The sequence below is a fragment of the Natronospirillum operosum genome (genome assembly GCF_004768465.1).
GTDB lineage: Bacteria > Pseudomonadota > Gammaproteobacteria > Pseudomonadales > Natronospirillaceae > Natronospirillum > Natronospirillum operosum.
In genome coordinates this window covers 1243335-1260659 of the sequence record NZ_SRMF01000001.1, presented here as the reverse complement: position 1 = coordinate 1260659, position 17325 = coordinate 1243335, and the positions used below count along the sequence as shown (strand labels likewise).

13 protein-coding genes and 1 riboswitch are annotated in these 17325 nt (G+C 61.4%); of the genes, 10 read left to right on the top strand and 3 right to left on the bottom strand.

Annotation, left to right across the window (positions count from 1 at the left end):
- Nucleotides 1–57: 57 nt before the first annotated feature.
- Nucleotides 58–1287 (top strand): multidrug effflux MFS transporter, encoded by a 1230-nt coding sequence (locus tag E4656_RS05855; protein ID WP_135481978.1) that lies wholly within the window; start codon nt 58–60, stop codon nt 1285–1287.
- On the opposite strand, the gene E4656_RS05850 is transcribed toward E4656_RS05855, so the two are convergent.
- The gene (locus tag E4656_RS05850) at nt 1205–3433 is read right to left on the bottom strand and encodes a beta-glucosidase (RefSeq protein ID WP_135481976.1); all 2229 of its coding nucleotides are present in this window, start codon (nt 3431–3433) and stop codon (nt 1205–1207) included. The genes E4656_RS05855 and E4656_RS05850 overlap by 83 nt on opposite strands.
- Before the next feature lie 212 nt (nt 3434–3645).
- Between E4656_RS05850 and E4656_RS05845 the strand changes: the two genes are divergently transcribed.
- The 4 genes from E4656_RS05845 to E4656_RS05830 all read left to right on the top strand — a co-directional run bounded on the left by E4656_RS05845 (nt 3646) and on the right by E4656_RS05830 (nt 7844).
- Nucleotides 3646–4401: an S-methyl-5'-thioinosine phosphorylase gene (locus tag E4656_RS05845; RefSeq protein WP_135481974.1), complete on the top strand. Its 756-nt coding sequence runs from the start codon at nt 3646–3648 to the stop codon at nt 4399–4401.
- A gap of 37 nt (nt 4402–4438) precedes the next feature.
- A riboswitch (TPP riboswitch) is annotated at nt 4439–4577 on the top strand.
- A 66-nt stretch (nt 4578–4643) separates the two neighbouring features.
- The gene (gene thiB / locus E4656_RS05840; RefSeq protein ID WP_135481972.1) at nt 4644–5627 is read left to right on the top strand and encodes a thiamine ABC transporter substrate binding subunit; all 984 of its coding nucleotides are present in this window, start codon (nt 4644–4646) and stop codon (nt 5625–5627) included.
- On the top strand, nt 5624–7243 hold the full coding sequence (locus tag E4656_RS05835) for an ABC transporter permease family protein (RefSeq protein ID WP_135481971.1): 1620 nt from the start codon (nt 5624–5626) through the stop codon (nt 7241–7243). The genes thiB and E4656_RS05835 overlap by 4 nt, the downstream gene beginning before the upstream one ends.
- Nucleotides 7236–7844, top strand: coding sequence for an ATP-binding cassette domain-containing protein (locus E4656_RS05830; protein ID WP_135481969.1), 609 nt, complete (start codon nt 7236–7238; stop codon nt 7842–7844). The genes E4656_RS05835 and E4656_RS05830 overlap by 8 nt, the downstream gene beginning before the upstream one ends.
- A gap of 7 nt (nt 7845–7851) precedes the next feature.
- Here E4656_RS05830 and E4656_RS05825 read toward each other — a convergent pair whose 3' ends face one another.
- Both E4656_RS05825 and mfd read right to left on the bottom strand, forming a co-directional pair.
- Nucleotides 7852–8787: a CsiV family protein gene (locus tag E4656_RS05825; RefSeq protein ID WP_135481967.1), complete on the bottom strand. Its 936-nt coding sequence runs from the start codon at nt 8785–8787 to the stop codon at nt 7852–7854.
- Nucleotides 8784–12281, bottom strand: coding sequence for a transcription-repair coupling factor (mfd, locus tag E4656_RS05820; protein ID WP_240753900.1), 3498 nt, complete (start codon nt 12279–12281; stop codon nt 8784–8786). The genes E4656_RS05825 and mfd overlap by 4 nt, the downstream gene beginning before the upstream one ends.
- A 438-nt stretch (nt 12282–12719) precedes the next feature.
- Between mfd and E4656_RS05815 the strand changes: the two genes are divergently transcribed.
- From E4656_RS05815 to nqrE, 5 genes are read left to right on the top strand one after another with little or no spacing between them, the layout of a single operon-like run.
- Nucleotides 12720–14060, top strand: a complete 1341-nt coding sequence (locus E4656_RS05815; RefSeq protein ID WP_135481963.1) for a Na(+)-translocating NADH-quinone reductase subunit A — start codon at nt 12720–12722, stop codon at nt 14058–14060.
- Between the two features lie 7 nt (nt 14061–14067).
- Nucleotides 14068–15276: an NADH:ubiquinone reductase (Na(+)-transporting) subunit B gene (locus E4656_RS05810; RefSeq protein WP_135482302.1), complete on the top strand. Its 1209-nt coding sequence runs from the start codon at nt 14068–14070 to the stop codon at nt 15274–15276.
- A complete protein-coding gene (locus tag E4656_RS05805; RefSeq protein WP_135481961.1) occupies nt 15260–16033 on the top strand; it encodes a Na(+)-translocating NADH-quinone reductase subunit C in 774 nt (257 codons plus the stop codon). The genes E4656_RS05810 and E4656_RS05805 overlap by 17 nt, the downstream gene beginning before the upstream one ends.
- A gap of 1 nt (nt 16034) precedes the next feature.
- Entirely contained in the window at nt 16035–16697 is a 663-nt protein-coding gene (locus tag E4656_RS05800) for an NADH:ubiquinone reductase (Na(+)-transporting) subunit D (protein ID WP_135481960.1), read from the top strand.
- Complete coding sequence (gene nqrE / locus E4656_RS05795) at nt 16697–17314, top strand: NADH:ubiquinone reductase (Na(+)-transporting) subunit E (RefSeq protein WP_135481958.1); 618 nt, start codon at nt 16697–16699, stop codon at nt 17312–17314. The genes E4656_RS05800 and nqrE overlap by 1 nt, the downstream gene beginning before the upstream one ends.
- Nucleotides 17315–17325 lie beyond the last annotated feature (11 nt).

Here is a 17325-nt window from a genome sequence, read left to right as displayed (position 1 = left end):
TGAGCGTGTGCAGTTCGAGAGGCAAAAGAAAACGGTTACATCTGGTAACATCGGCCGATGACCTATCGCAATTTCCCTCCCTGGCTGATTCTGATGGGGCTGATCACAGCCCTGGGTCCGCTGGCGATCGACATGTATCTGCCGGCCTTTGTGGCCATTGCCGATGATCTGGATACCACCACCAACGCCATCGAACTGACGCTGGCCAGCTATTTTATCGGTATTGCGCTGGGCCAGGGTCTCTATGGTCCGCTCAGCGATCGCTTCGGTCGCAAGCTGCCCATGATCGTGGGCATGGTGCTCTATATCATTGCGGCGCTGGCCTGTGCGCTGGTGAGCACGGCCGAATCATTGCTGGTATGGCGCTTTGTGCAGGCCATGGGCGGCTGTGCAGGCATGGTCATTGCGCGGGCCGTGGTGCGGGACAAGACAGACCCGCAGGATGCCGCCAAGGCCTTTTCCATGCTGATTCTGGTCTTGGGAGTGGCGCCCATCCTGGCCCCGATCGCCGGCACCCTGGTGCTGACGCTGGGCAGCTGGCGCTGGATCTTCCTGTTTCAGGCGCTGGCGGCATCGGCCTGCCTGGCCTGGCTGATCTGGGGGCTGGAGGAAACGCATGCCGGTGACCAGCGCAAGCTCAGTCTGCGGCGGGTCTTTGGTGACTACGCAGAGCTGCTGCGGCGCCCCGAATATATGGGGTTTGCGCTCACCACGGGTCTGGCCATGGGTGGTTTCTTTGCCTATCTGGGCTCGTCACCGGCGCTGCTGATGGGCACCTATGGTCTGACACCCGAGCAGTACGCCATCGTCTTCGGCACCAATGCCGCCGGCTTTATTGCCCTCAGCCAGCTCAACACCTGGCTGCTGCACCGCTGGCCGATGCAAGAAGTGGTGCGGGTAGTGATCTGGGTGCTGCCGATCTCCGGCCTGACCATGCTGGCCGGCGCCCTGCTGCTGCAACAGCCGCCGCTGTGGTTCCTGTTGCCGCTGGTCTTCTGCTTTATTGCCAGTATTGGCCTGATCAATCCCAATGCGTCGGCCTGCGCCCTGTCGCTGCCGAATCTGCGCGTGGGCACGGCCTCCGCCCTGCTGGGTGTGATGCAGTTCTCCATCGCTACCGTCACCACCTTCGGTATTGGTGCGCTGGCGCAGGCGACCGCCATACCCCTGGCCGGGGGCATGGCGGCCATGGGCCTGCTGGCCTTCAGCCTGCTGCGTTTCGTCGGTCTGCCAGCTGCTGCCGAACGCGCTCCGCTGTCGCCTCATCATGGCCCATCCAGGGGATGAACTTGAGCAGCTGCGGGATGGGGAACCCCATGACGATGGCCCACATCGGATGGTCCTCGTCGAAGCCGAGGTCCGCCAGAACCTGAGTCATGGCCGGCTCGGTGCGGCTGTCGGCCAGCCACTCGTTCACCGGATCTTCCATGGTCGGCAGAATGCGCACCTCGGTGTCGCTGTTCACGTCCACCGATGCGGTCAGCCGAATGTCGCGCGATGAAAAGCCAGCCCTGAGCTCGAAGCGGCCACTCTCGACAGCGAACCGGCCCAGATGGGTGACATAGTAGGCAAAGGCCTGGTCGTCCAGCGCAATGCGGACTCTCTGTTCGGCGCCCGGCTCCAGGTGCACCCGGGCCAGGCCCTTCAGTTCCTGTTCGGGGCGCCGGTAGGTGCTCTGTGCATCTTGAATATAGACCTGCACGACCTCAGAGCCGGCCCGCGCGCCGGTATTTTTCAGCGTGACTTCCAGCGCGACGGGCGGCTGCTGGCCCGACTGCTCGACCCGGAGATCGCTCAGTTCGAAGCGGGTGTAGCTCAGGCCATGACCAAAGGGATACTGCACCGGCAGGACCTTGGAATCATAGTAGCGATAGCCGACAAACAGACCCTCGTGATAGGTGGTGTCTGTCTTGTTACCGGGGAAGGTTTCATAGGTCGGGTTGTGCTCCAGGCGCAGTGGGAAGGTTTCCGACAGCTTGCCGCCCGGGTTGGTCTCGCCTTGCAGCACGCGGGCCAGAGCCTCGCCGCCGCCCTGGCCGGGCAACCAGGCCTGCAGCAGTACCGGGCAGATGTCCTCGATGTCCCGGGTATCCAGGGCGGAGCCGCTGTGCAGCACCACGACCAGGTTGGGATTGACGGCCGCCACGGCTTGAATCAGGCGCACATGGTCGGGTGCCAGCTTCATGTCGGCGCGGTCGAAGCCTTCGCTTTCCATGCTGTCTGTGGTGCCGGTGAGCAGGACCACGCGGTCGGCCTGACGGGCGGTCTCCACGGCCTCAGTCAGCTGTGCGGAGGAGACCTCGGTCTCGGTGTAACCGGCAGCGTAGGAGACCGACCCCCGTGCCGACAGCGCATCCAGAACGGTGCTCATCTGTTTGGGCTTCATGTGGGAGCTGCCGCCACCCTGAAAACGGGGCTCGGTGGCAAACTGGCCGATCAGCGCGATGCTGTCGGCCTTGGCGAGTGGCAGCAACTCCTGTTCATGCTTGAGCAGTACCATGCTGTCTGCGGCGGCGCGCACAGCCAGTTCATGGTGTGCATCCCAGTCCACGGTCACGGCCTTGCGTGCGTCGGTGACCTGGCGGATCAGCTTCAGTACGCGCAGCACGCGCTGGTCCAGGCTGGCTTCATCAAGCTGGCCCGACTGCACGGCATTCAGCAGTTCGTGATCGCGCAGCGCCGGCCCCGGCATTTCCAGATCCAGGCCATTGGCATGGGCCAGAGTCTTGTCCTGTACCGCCGACCAGTCCGACATGACCAGACCGTCAAAACCCAGCTCGTCACGCAGCAGGCGCTGCAGCACATCGGAATTCTGGCAGGCGAACTCGCCATTGACGCTGTTGTAGGCGCCCATCACGGTCCAGGGGCTGGCTTCGCGGATGGCGCGGGCAAACGGGGCCAGGTAGATTTCCTGCAGCGTGCGTTCATCCACCTGCGTGTTGATCTGAAAACGCCGGGTTTCCTGTTCGTTGCCGACAAAGTGCTTGATACAGGCACCGACGCCCTCGCTCTGCACGCCCTGCACATAGGCGCTGGCCATGACGCCGGTCAGATAGGGATCTTCGGAGAAATATTCGAAATTGCGGCCACCCAGTGGGCTGCGCTTGCCATTGAGGCCCGGGCCCAGAATGACGCCAACGCCCAGCGCCTGGCATTCCCGCCCGATGGCCGCTGCCACCTCCTTTATCAGCTCCGGGTTCCAGGTGGCTGCCATGGCGGCTTCAACCGGAAACACGGTGGCAGGGTGGGTATCGTCATTCAGGGTGGCCGCTGCGGTCAGGCGCACCCCGTGCGGGCCGTCGGTCATGACGATTTCCGGCACTGATTCTGCAGGCAGACCGTGCAGAGTCCAGGCGTCCTTGCCGCACAGCAGACGCACTTTTTCTTCCACGCTGAGATGGCTTAATACGGTTGCAGGATCAAAATTGGCCATAGGGGTCTCCAGGGTCAGTCGGCAGGGTGCAGAGTGTATCATGTAAGCGATTACACTCAAGGCGCAGATCAGTTTGCCGAGGGTGGATTCAGCAGCGGCTTCCGCTCCGGCCACAGAAGACACTGCAGGCGCTGCAGACCGGCCATGCGAGCCGTCACATTCCTGTTATACTGTGCAGCAGATCGCATCGAGTGCAAGGAGACAGATTCACCATGACGCGAACCATTGCCATCATTGGCGGCACCGGGCTGACCGAGCCCAGTCGATTACAGGTTGTCAATGCGCATGATGTCCAGACGCCCTATGGTCATACGTCAGCGCCAATTCTGGAGGGTGACATGGGCGGCAACCGGGTGCTGTTTCTGGCCCGCCACGGGCATCCGCACCGGATTCCGCCGCACCAGGTCAACTATCGGGCCAACCTGTGGGCTCTGCAGAAGCTGTACGCCACGGACATTGTGTCGATCAATGCGGTAGGCAGCATCAATATCGAAGCCATGCCCACCCGCTCCATGGTATTGCCGGATCAGATCATCGATTACACCTGGGGACGGATACATACCTTTTATCAGGGTGACATGGAAAGCGTGAAGCACGTTGACCTGTCCTTCCCCTATACCGACAGCCTGCGCGATGTGCTGCGCCGCGCCGCCCGCGAGTCGGGCAAGGCGATTGCCGATGGCGGCGTCTACGGGGTTACGCAGGGCCCGCGTCTGGAGACGGCGGCCGAGATCACCCGCATGGAGCGTGATGGTTGTGATGTGGTGGGCATGACCGGCATGCCGGAAGCCGCACTGGCGCGTGAACTCAAGCTGAATTATGCGTCCCTGGCGCTGGTGGTGAATCCTGCTGCCGGCAAGAGCAGCAAGGTGATCACGCTGAAGGACATCCAGGCCACGCTGACCGTCGGCATGGTGGATGTGCGCGACGTCATCAGTGAAACGGTGCGCATCTTCTACGAAGACTGATCAGTCTGGTCTAAGACAGGTCAGCTTGTTAAACTTCAAACGTCCATCGGGGTGCCCGGCAGCAGCAATGCCGTCGGGCTGAGATCAGTCGGTACTCGCGCCAGAGTGCAGAGTGCCGCACACCCGTTGAACCTGATCCAGTTCGTACTGGCGAAGGGAATGGCATGCAACACCGCCTTTCGGGCGGCCTTTCAGAGCCGCTGATTCCCTTCTCGCCGGCAATTCAATGACCGGGAGAAATCATGAGAACACTGACCCTGGCAACCGGCCTTGCCCTGGCGGGCACACTGGGTGCCAACGAGTTGACCGTCTATACCTACAGTTCCTTCACCAGTGACTGGGGCCCTGGGCCCGAGATCAAGAGTGCCTTCGAGGCGCAGTGTGACTGCACGCTGAACTTTGTCAGCTCCGATGACGGTGTATCCCTGCTCAATCGCGTGCGGCTCGAGGGGGTCAACACCCAGGCCGATGTGGTGCTGGGTGTTGATGATGCCCTGATCGAGGAAGCGCGTGCACTGGAGCTCTTCCAGCCACACGGTATCGACTGGAGCGACCTGCCGCTGGCCGCTGACCTGGCGTGGTCGGATGACCTCTATGTGCCCTTTGACTACGGCTATTTTGCCTTTGTGTATGACACCGAGAACATCGACTCGCCGGCCACCTCGATGGAGGAACTCCTGAGCAGCGATGTATCCATCCTGTATCAGGACCCGCGTACCAGCACGGTAGGACAGGGCCTGATGCACTGGATGCAGGCGCTGTATGGTGATAACGGCGTGACCGAGGCCTGGCAGGCTCTGGCAGAGCGCACAGTAACCGTGACCCAGGGCTGGAGCGAGTCCTATGGCATGTTCCAGGAAGGCGAAGCCGACTATGTGCTGAGCTATACCACATCGCCGGCCTACCACATGGTGGCGGAAGATACCGATCGCTATCAGGCGGCAACCTTCGAGGAAGGTCATGTGGCACAGATCGAGGTGGCCGCCATTTCTGCCTTTACCGATCAGGCCGAGCTGGCGGCCGAGTTTCTGGATTTTCTGCTGAGTCGGGAAGCACAGCAGATTCTGCCGGTGACCAACTGGATGCTGCCGGTGCGGACCGACGTGGAACTGCCGGCAGCTTTCGATCGTCTGGCCACGCCCGAGCGTATCGGTCACAGCCCGACCGAGATCCACGAGCATCGGCAGGCCTGGATCCGTACCTGGCGTAACGCCGTCAGTCAGTGACTACTGACCGCCGTCATGATGAGGGGGTGCCGGTGTTTGCCGGACGCCCCCTGCCGACGGCAAACCGTCAGTGGGGCAGCCTGATCTGGGGTCTGGCGGCTCTGGCCTGCATGTTGCTGGCCACCGTGCTCGCCTTTCTGGCGTTGTTCGGCTGGAGTGAGGGGCGTCCCGACCTCAGCATTCTGCATGACGCCTATTTTCATCGCATTCTGCGTTTTACCCTCTGGCAGGCTTTGCTGAGCACGCTGTTTGCCGTGCTGCTGGCACTGCCGGTGGCGCGTGCTGTGGCACTGGATGCCCGGCTGCCGGGCAAGGCCCTGTTTCTGCGCTGGGCCCTGCTGTGTTTTGTCATGCCCAGCCTGATTCTGATCACCGGCCTGGTGTCGGTATTCGGTCGTTCCGGCTGGCTGACCCCCTGGCTGGGCGCCGGCTGGAACCTGTACGGCCTGAACGGCATCCTTATCGCGCATGTGTTCCTGAACATGCCCTTTGCGCTGCGCGTGCTGGTGTTTCAGTGGCAGAGCATTCCCGATACCGCCTGGAAGGTGTCGGCCCAGCTCGGGTTGTCGGGCTGGCAGCGCTTTCGGCTGGTAGAGTGGCCGGCAATACGGGGTGTGCTGCCGGGGGTTGCCGGTTTTATCTTCCTGCTCTGTTTCAACAGCTTTGCCATTGTGCTGGCACTGGGCGGTGGCCCGCGTGCCACGACCATAGAGGTGGCCATCTATCAGGCGCTGAAATTTGCCTTCAATCCGGCCGAAGCGCTGACCCTGGCCTGGACCCAGTTGCTGGTGGCGGGCGGGCTGTTTCTGCTGTTCAGTCAGTTTGGCCGGTTGCGCTGGCTGGCACCGCCACAGGGTCAGCCCTGGCTGCCGGCCCTGCATCCGTTCACGCGGGCGCTGGGCCGGCTGGCCTACGTGCTGGCCATCCTGTTTCTGGCAGTGCCGATTGCCACCCTGATTCCGGTGGCGCTGTTCCGCGGTGGGCAGGGCCTGCCCTGGAGTACGCTGATGCCGGTCACCCTGCGCTCGCTGGGCTTTGCCTTTGCGGCCGCCACTCTGGCCACCTTGCTGGCGCTGGGGGGGCTGGAACTGTGGCGGCGCTGGACTGCCCCGGGGGCTCGGCGCTGGGTGGAGTTTGCGGCCCTGCACCATCTGGTGATCCCGGGCATGGTGCTGTCGGTGGGTCTGTATCTGTTCTTTTTGCCCTGGGTGAACTGGATACGCTGGGGCTGGGTTGCCGTCATTGGCCTCAATGCGCTGGTGGCCCTCCCGTTTGTGTACCATCAACTGAAACCCAGAGTGTTCGATTTTGATGCCAACTATCGGCGCCAGGTAGCGGATCTGGGGCTGCGCGGCTGGCCGTTCTGGCATCGGCTTTATCTGCCCTGGCTGTTGCCGGCACTGCGGCGGGCCTGGGCGCTGGCCTTTGTGATCGCGCTGGGGGACTTTGCCGTCTTCGGCATCTTCGGACACGACAGCTGGCGCACGCTGCCCTGGCTGATCTATGCCCTGGCCGGGTCCTACCGACTGCAGGCGGCGGCGCTGGCTTCACTGTTACTGCTTGCCTTTGCGCTCATTGCGCTCTGGGTGCTGGAGGATCATCGACATCATGCTTGAAGCACGTCAGTTGGTATTGCGCCGGGGCGACCGGCAATGGAACCATGATTTTGTGCTGGAACCGGGACGCACACTGGCCCTGACCGGACCCAGTGGCAGTGGCAAGACAACGCTGCTGGAGGCCGTGGGCGGCTTTGTGCCGGTGCATTCGGGCGAGTTGCTGCTGGCTGGCACCGCGCTGACAGGGCTGCCACCGGAGCAGCGGCCGGTATCGACGCTGTTCCAGCAGCACAATCTGTTCGAGCATATTCGGGTGGCGGACAACCTGAAACTGGGTTTTCGGCATGGCAGACCGGATGCGGCATCCTGGTCGCAGGTGCTGGCGGCCTGTGCGCACCTGGGGGTCGATGAGTTGCTGGAGCGCTATCCGGGGGAGCTGTCCGGGGGACAGCGCCAGCGGGTGGCGCTGATCAGAACCGTGCTGCGGCCGCAGGTGATCGTGGTGCTGGATGAGCCCTTCAGCGCGCTGGATGGCGACAATCGCCAGCGCGCCGGGGACTGGGTACATCAGCAGATCCGCGACAGCCGGCGGCATCTGCTGTTCGTGACGCATCAGCCTGACGACACCGCGCGCTGGGCTGACGAGGTGCTGGCGCTCTAGTATCGAACTAGAGCGGGTCGATAGCGTCCAGATCATCCGGATCGCCCAGGCCGTCATCGGCATCCGGGTCGAGCTCACCCTCGATAATATCGCCGCCCGAGGTGATCTCGACCGGGTTATAGGGGGTGAACTGGATGATCATGCCCAGCCGGGGGTGATCGATATAGTGCAGCTCGTTGCTGCGCATGCGGCGTCGCTCGTTGAAGCGGGCAGCCTCCACGGGCACAAAGTGCGGGCCCATGCGGAAGGTCGGACTGCTGCCGACCACGGCTGGCAACGGCGGCGTGCGCTCGCCTTCGGGGATCAGTGACGGTGGCAGGCTGTCACCGAAAAGCAGCGGCAACGGTGCCTGTTCCTGTTCATAACGGGTGTGGTAGATGTCGGTTTCCACATGCAGGAAGCGACCGACATGAATGGCAATGGTGCCGTCGGTTTCGTAGGCATCACCAAAACGGCTGCCGGCGTGCAGGCGAATCACATCCCGCTCTGCCTCGGCGGCGACGGGCATGTTCCAGCCGGTGTGCAGCAGCACCCGGCGACCCCGGCTTTCATCAAGGCGTCGGGCTTCATCGGTCAGTTGCAGCAGGGGCTCCGGCAGAATGACCAGGGGTTCTTCTTTACCCTGACCAAGATCCACCAGCGGCCAGCGTGGCGGCAGTTCGCTGTCGGCTGCAAGGCTGGGTGCCGCCGGAACAGGGGCCATGACGCCGCTGCCCATGGGTGCACGACGCAGTTGTTGGGCGCCATTGAGCAGGGTCAGATCCGGGCTCTCCGGCCAGACTTCGTTGTACTCCGGCTCCTGACGCTGTTCGAACAGAATCAATTCGACCTGATACCAGCGCCCGACATTGGGGTTGGCGCCCTGGGCCAGCAGATTCGAGACCGGCAGTGCCAGCAGGGCGATCAACAGCAGGGCAGGGCCCGTTCTGGTGGATATCTTCATGCTTGCAGGTCCTGGCTAAGTCTGTCCAATAGAGCGTCCACCACAGCAAATCTTTCTTCAGCGGTTGCGGACACTTCCCTGAAACCGAGGCGGTCACCCTGGCGCATCTGGTAGGTCGCAGGTTGCTGCTGAACCAGTTGCACGATGGTAAACGGATTCACCTGCGTCTGGCCAGAGAACTCGACCACACCGCCGTCAGCATTGCAGGTCAGTTTATCAATGCCCATGGCCTCAAGGCGATGGCGCAGCCGGGTTACCCTGAAAAGATTGTTCAAAGGTTCGGGCAGCAGCCCGAAACGGTCGATCATTTCCACCTTGAGTTCGCGCAGTGCCTCGTCGTCCGGCGCACTGGCAATACGCTTGTACAGGGTCAGCCGGGTGTTGATGTCGGGCAGGTAGGCTTCCGGAATCAGGGTCGGCACGTGCAGGTTGACTTCCACATGGCTCTGGTCGGCCAGGTTGATGTCGGGCTCCCGGCCTGCCTTCAGTGCCTGGACGGCCTGGTCCAGCATCTCCATGTAGAGACTGAAACCGATGGATTCGATATGGCCACTCTGCTCCTCGCCCAGCAGTTCGCCGGCACCGCGTATTTCCAGATCGTGCGTGGCCAGCATGAAGCCGGCGCCGAGATCCTGCGCCTCGGAGATGGCTTCCAGACGTTTTTTGGCATCACCGGAGAGTGCCTTCCAGGGCGGTGTCAGCAGATAGGCGTAGGCCTGGTGGTGCGAGCGCCCGACGCGGCCGCGCAACTGGTGCAACTGCGCCAGGCCGAACTTGTCGGCCCGGTTGATGATGATGGTATTGGCCGAGGGAATATCGATGCCGGTCTCGATAATGGTGGTGCAGACCAGCACGTTGTGACGTTTGTGGAAAAAATCCGACATGACCTTTTCCAGATCCCGTTCGCGCATCTGGCCGTGTCCGATGGCCACGCGTGCCTCCGGTATGGCTGCGCGTATCTCGTCGGCCACGCGTTCGATGCTCTGCACTTCATTGTGCAGGAAATAGACCTGACCGCCGCGCAGAATCTCACGGTAGATGGCCTCCCTGATCAGGGGCTGATCCTGTTCGCGCACAAAGGTTTTCACCGACAGGCGACGGGCCGGCGGGGTCGCGATGATGGACAGGTCACGGATGCTGGACATGGCCATGTTCAGGGTGCGCGGGATCGGGGTGGCGGTCAGCGCCAGGATGTCCACATTGGCGCGCAAGGCCTTGATGCGTTCCTTCTGCTGCACGCCGAAGCGGTGTTCCTCGTCAACGATCAGCAGCCCGAGATCCTTGAACTTGACACCCCTGGAGAGCAGCTTGTGAGTGGCCACGATGATGTCCACCTGGCCATTCTCGAGCCCCTGCAGTACCCGGTCGGTTTCCTTGCCGGTGCGAAAGCGCGACAGTACTTCAACCCGCAGCGGCCAGTTGGCAAAGCGGTCGACAAAGCTCTCATGGTGCTGCTGGGCGAGCAGGGTAGTGGGCACCAGAATGGCCACCTGCTTGCCGGAATGCGCGGCGATAAAGGCGGCCCGCATGGCCACTTCGGTCTTGCCGAAGCCGACATCACCACAGATCAGCCGATCCATGGGCTGGGCACGGGTCATGTCCTGAATGACGGCATTGATGGCAACCAGCTGATCGTCGGTTTCCTCGAACGGAAACTCGGCGGCGAAGCGACGATAGTCTTCGCCCACCGGCGGAAACGCATGGCCCTCACGCGCTTCGCGACGCGCATAGACATCCAGCAGTTCGGCCGCAGTATCCCGAATCTTTTCCGCTGCCTTGCGGCGGGTGGTGCTCCAGCGTTCCGAGCCCAGCCGGTGCAGCGGCGCTGTACTCTCTTCGCCGCCGGCATAGCGACTGATCAGGTGCAGGCTGGTGACCGGCACGTAGAGGTTGGCGTCACTGGCGTAGGTCAGTTTCAGGAATTCGTTGGCCTGGCCATCGACTTGCAGGGTTTCCAGCCCCTGATAGCGGCCCACCCCGTGGTCGAGATGCACCACCGGCTGCCCCGGCTTGAGTTCCGCCAGGTTGCGAATGGCCAGGTCGGCCTGATCCAGGCTGGCTTTCTCGGCCCGGCGGCGGGTGGCGGAGACATGCTGCTCGCCAAAGAGCTGGGTTTCACTGACCAGGCGCAGGCCCGCATTCGGGTGTTCAATGCCCTGACTCAGCGGTGCCACGGTAATGGCCAGGTGCTGCTGGCCGGCCAGGAAGTCATGCACGCTGTCGAGCTGCACGGGTCGGATGCCGGTGTCATTGAGCAGGTCCAGCAGGCTTTCGCGGCGCCCCGGGGTTTCGGCGCAGAACAGCACGCGGGCATCGGTGCTGTCGAGCATGGCCTGCACCGCCTGCAGCGGCCGCGCCGCCCGGTGATCGATCGGGTAGGGCTGCGGGATGGCGAAGTCGGCGTTCACAGCACCGCTGCCGCTGGCCGGGGCGGTACTCAGGTGAATCTGCGGGAAGCGCTTGAACTGGGCGAACAGTTCATCCTCCCGCAGGTAGATGCGGTGTGGTGGCAGCAATGGGCGCGAAATGTCATGGCGGCGGTTTTCATAGCGTTGCGCCACATCGGCGAGGAAATGCCGGGCCTCTTCCTGCAGGTCACCCTGGAAAACCAGCAGCGTATTGTCCGGCAGATAGTCGAAAAAGGCATGCAACTGCTCGAAGAACAGATCCAGGTAATATTCGATGCCGGCCGGGGCCAGACCGTCCGAAATGTCCTGATACAGGGGGCATTGTCGGGGGTCGACATCGAATTCGGCCCGAAAAGTCTCGCGGAAGCGGGCTATGCCCGCGTCCGTCAGCGGGAATTCGCGGCCCGGCAGCAGTTCGAAGCGCTCCACCGGTCGCCGGGTACGCTGGGTATCCGGGTCAAACAGGCGGATCGATTCGATGTTGTCATCAAACAGTTCGATGCGCAGCGGCGCGTCGGCGCCCATCGGAAAGATATCGACCAGGCCGCCGCGCAGGGTGTACTGACCATGGTCGGTCACGGTGCTGGCGTGTTCGTAACCGGCTTCCTGCAGTCGGTGGCTGAAGGTCCCGAGGTCAAGGCGATCGCCGACCTGCAGGCGCAGTGTCCAGCGCTGCACATAGTCCGTCGGCACGAAACGATGCAGTACCGTGCTCAGCGTGGCAAACACCGGCGCCGGCGTGGCGGCGGCCTGCTGCAGTTCATACAGGATGCTGATGCGGTCGGAGATGATGTCCTGATGCGGCGAGAAGGTGTCATAGGGCAGTATCTCCCAGTCCGGCAACCAGCGGGCTTCGGGTTGATCCCGGTCCAGAAAGATGCGGGTATCCCTCTGCAGGCGCTCCAGTTCCGTGGTGTTGCCACCAATGACGACGACCTGGCCCGGGTGATTCTGGATCAGCCCGGCCAGTGCCCAGCCGTCGGCACCCGGGGGCAGGTTGCCCAGATGCCGTCGGTCACCCGCTCTGGTGGGCAGTTCCGGGGCAGGCAATGGCGCCAGGCAGGGCGTCGGAGTTGATACGGACACGGTGTCTCCTGTCGTTGCAGTCATCTCTGTGCAGGTGTAATGGCTGGTCTGCGGGGCGGCGTATTGTAGCAGGGGGGCGACCTCATGGCAGCCTTCGCTGCAAGGTCGTGAACTGATGCAAGTCAATCACATCTGTGTGTCGCCAATTTATTGGGCTGCGGCGCCGCACGACAGTAGCAAATCGGATGTATGGCTATTATACTTACGCCCGATTTCAGGGGGTGTTCAGGATTTGGTTCACGCAGCACGGTGACCAACGGAGCGGAATTCGAGATCGTGCTGCCCGCAAGCTCTGCTGCCGAATTCGACTGGTTCGGCAACTGCTAATCTGCACCTGCCCAGGGCGTTCAGCCCCAGAGAATACATTGAATTCAGTCCCGGTGGTTCCGGCGCGGACGATCGGGTTTATGCTTTGAAATCAGAGACGGGCAATACACTATGATCACTATAAAGAAAGGTCTGGACCTTCCGATTACTGGTGAGCCCACTCAAACCCTGTCCGAAGGGAACTCCGTCAAGTCGGTGGCATTGGTAGGCTATGACTACCATGGCATGAAGCCGACCATGCTGGTGCGCGAGGGTGATCGCGTCAAGCTGGGTCAGCCCGTGTTTACCGACAAGAAGACCGAGGGAGTCACCTATACGGCACCGGGAACGGGTGTGGTGAAGGCCATCAATCGAGGCAAGCGGCGGGTGTTCCAGTCGCTGGTCATCGAGCTGGATGGTGATGAAGAGGAAACCTTTGACAAGTATACCCCCGGCAAACTGGGCAGTCTGAGCCGCGACAAGATCGTCGACAACCTGGTCAGAAGTGGCGTCTGGACAGTATTGCGCACGCGCCCTTTCAGCAAGGTGCCCGCGCCAGACAGCACGCCGGCAGCCATCTTCGTCAATGCCATGGATACCAATCCGCTGGCGGCCGACCCGGCCGTGATCATTGCCGAGGAGAAAGAAGCCTTTCAGCAGGGCCTGACCCTGATCAGCAAGCTGACCGAAGGTCGCACCTGGCTGTGCAAGGCGCCGGGCGCAGACATTCCCGTTGTTGACGGTGTCAGCGTGGAAGAGTTTGCCGGTCCCCATCCGGCCGGCAATGTGGGCACTCATATCCACTTCCTGGACCCGGTACACCTCAACAAGACCGTCTGGACCATCAACTATCAGGACGTCATCGCCATCGCCAGGCTGTTCACCACAGGTCGGATCAGTACCGACCGGGTGATCGCGCTGGGTGGGCCGATGGCCGAAAAGCCGCGCCTGATCAGAACCCGTATCGGGGCCAACCTGTTTGATCTGTGCCAGGGCGAAGTGCCGGCCGGAGAGAACGTGCGCATGATCTCGGGCTCAGTCTGGGGTGGCCGGGCGCCGATCGACGAGGTGGCCTATCTGGGCCGTTATCACCTGCAGGTGAGCCTGCTGCGTGAAGGCACTGATCGCCCCATGTTCCATTATCTGCGCCCCGGGTTCGAACGCTTCTCGGTGCTCAATATCTATGTGTCCAGGCTGTTCAAGGGCAAGAAATTCGATTTCGATACCTCTACTCAGGGTTCGGAGCGCGCCATGCTGCCGCTTGGACAGTATGAAAAGGTGATGCCACTGGATATCCTCCCCACGCAGCTGTTGCGTGCGATTGCCAGCGGCGATCTGGAGCAGGCGGAGGAACTGGGTGCTCTCGAGCTGGACGAAGAGGATGTAGCGCTGCTGTCCTATGTGTGTGCCGGTAAGTATGAATATGGGCCCATCCTGCGGGACACCCTGACCACCATCGAGAAAGAGGGCTGACAGCATGATGGCATTGCGCAAGATTCTCGACAATCTGGAGCCGCACTTTACCGAGGGTGGCAAATACAAGAAGTGGTACCCCCTGTACGAGGCCATCGATACCTTCCTGTACCGGCCCGGCAGTGTGACCAGTACCACGGCCCATGTGCGTGACGGCATGGACCTGAAGCGCATCATGATCACGGTCTGGGTCTGTACCTTCCCGGCCATGTTCTTCGGCATGTGGAATATCGGCTATCAGGCCAATACGGCCATTGCCGGCGGTCTGGAACTGACCGAAAACTGGCGGCACTTCTTCATTGCCCTGTTTGCCGGCAATGACCCCAGCAGTATCTGGGACAACTTCTGGTATGGCTTCTGGCACTTTGTGCCTGTCTATGCCGTGACCTTTGTTGTCGGTGGCTTCTGGGAAGTGCTGTTCGCCACTGTGCGCAAGCACGAGGTGAACGAAGGCTTCTTCGTGACCTCTGTGCTGTTTGCGCTGATCTGTCCGCCCAGCATTCCGCTGTGGCAGGTTGCTCTCGGCATCACCTTCGGTGTGGTCGTGGGCAAGGAAATCTTCGGCGGTACCGGCAAGAACTTCCTCAACCCGGCGCTGACCGGGCGGGCCTTCCTGTACTTCGCCTATCCGGCGGCCATGTCCGGGGATGAAGTCTGGACGGCGGTCGACGGTTTCTCCGGCGCCACGCCCCTGAGCCTGGCGCAGGATGGCGGCGTGTCCTACATGATCGAAAACGGTGTGGCCTGGAGCAACGCCTTCCTGGGTACCATTCAGGGGTCCATGGGTGAAACCTCGACTCTGCTGGTGCTGCTGGGCGGCCTGGTGCTGGTGTTCATGGGGATTGCCAACTGGCGCATCGTCGCCGGTGTCATGGTCGGCATGATTCTGTCCTCGGCCCTGCTCAATATGGTCGGCTCCGAGACCAACCCGCTGTTCGAGGTGCCGTGGTACTGGCATCTGGTGCTGGGCGGCTTTGCCTTCGGCATGATGTTCATGGCCACTGACCCGATTTCGGCATCCATGACCAATCTGGGCAAATGGTGGTTCGGGGGCCTGATCGGTGTGATGACCGTGTTGATCCGTGTGGTCAACCCGGCTTTCCCCGAGGGCATCATGCTGGCCATTCTGTTCGCCAACATTTTCTCCCCGCTGATCGACTACTACGTCGTCAAGGGCAATATCAAGCGGAGGGCTGCTCGTGTCCAGCAAGCGTGATAGAGATTCCGTCAAGAACATCATAGTCGTCGCGTTCTCGGTGTGTCTGGTCTGTGCCATCGTGGTATCTGCTGCTGCGGTCGCCCTGCGACCGCTGCAACAGGAAAACGCGGAACTGGATCGCAAGCAGAACGTGCTGCAGGCGGCCGGCATCTTCCAGAGCGGGGTGTCCATTGACGAGCAGTTCGCGGACATCGAAACCCGTGTGATCGAGCTGGCGACCGGCGAATTCGTTGACCATATCGATCCGGATACCTACAACCAGCGTCAGGCGGCCCGTGATCCTGCACGGTCGCAGGAGATCCGCGGTCGAGAAGACATTGCCGGCATCAATCGACTGGAAGACTACTCTCTGGTCTATCTGGTCCGGGATGACGATGACGACCTGGAAATTGTCATCCTGCCGGTGCGTGGTTATGGTCTGTGGTCAACCATGTATGGTTTCCTGGCACTGGAAAATGATCTCAACACCGTCGCCGGTCTGGGCTTTTATGATCACGCCGAAACACCGGGTCTGGGTGGCGAGATCGACAACCCCAACTGGATTGCCCAGTGGCCGGGTCGCCGAATCTACGACGACGACGGTGAAGTGGCGCTGCGGGTAACACGCGGCGGGGGTATCGAGGAGGAACATCATATCGATGGTATTTCCGGTGCCACGCTGACCAGCCGTGGTGTCGACAACATGATTGCATTCTGGATGGGCGAGCGTGGCTTCAAGCCCTTCCTGGAAAATCTGCGCGGGGAGGAATCCTGATATGGCCTCACAAAGCAAAAAAGTCCTGATGGACCCGTTGTTCAACAACAACCCGATCGGACTGCAGATTCTCGGTATCTGTTCAGCTCTGGCGGTAACCACCAGCATGACAGTGGCATTGGTCATGTGTCTGGCGGTTATCTTCGTGCTCTGTCTGTCCAACTTCTTTATTGCGCTTATCCGCAATCAGATTCCGAGCAATATCCGGATCATCGTGCAGATGACCATTATTGCCTCGCTGGTGATCGTGGTGGATCAGATCCTGAAAGCTTACGCCTACAACATCTCGCAGCAGCTGTCGGTGTTTGTCGGGCTGATCATCACCAACTGTATCGTGCTGGGGCGCGCCGAAGCCTTCGCGATGCAGAACCCGCCGGGCATCTCCTTCATCGACGGTCTGGGCAATGCCCTGGGCTATTCGGTGGTACTGATGATTGTGGCCTTCTTCCGTGAACTGTTCGGTGCCGGGTCGCTGTTCGGCTTTCAGGTTCTGACTCCGGTCAGCGAGGGTGGCTTCTACGAGCCCAATGGCCTGTTCCTGTTGCCGCCCAGCGCCTTCTTCATTATCGGCTTCATGATCTGGGCGCTGCGCGTCTGGAAACCGGAGCAGGTGGAGCAGGATGAGTTCGAGATCCGGCCCAACGTCAACAAGGAGGCCTTCTGATGTTTGAAGAACTGCTCGGTCTGTTCATTACCGCCATCTTCGTGGAGAACATGGCGCTGGCCTTCTTCCTGGGCATGTGTACCTTTCTGGCCATTTCCAAGAAGGTCGATGCCGCCGTGGGTCTGGGTATTGCCGTGGTCGTGGTGCTGGGCATCACGGTGCCGGTCAACAACCTGATCTATGCCCTGATTCTGCAGGAAGGCGCACTGTCCTGGATCAGTGAAGATCTGGCGGCTGTGGATCTCAGCTTCCTGGGCTATCTGAGCTATATCGGTGTGATTGCGGCACTGGTGCAGATCATCGAGATGTTTCTCGACAAGTATGTGCCCAAGCTCTACAACGCTCTGGGCGTGTTCCTGCCGCTGATCACCGTGAACTGCGCCATTCTGGGTGCATCCCTGTTCATGGTGGAGCGGGACTACAACTTCTCCGAATCCGTGGTCTATGGCCTCGGTGCCGGTATCGGCTGGGCGCTGGCGATTGCCGCGCTGGCCGGTATTCGCGAGAAGTTGAAGTACAGTGATATTCCCCCGGGGTTGCGTGGTCTGGGCATTACCTTTATTGCCACCGGCCTGATGTCCCTGGGATTCATGTCCTTCTCGGGCGTACAGCTGTAAGACAGGAGCAA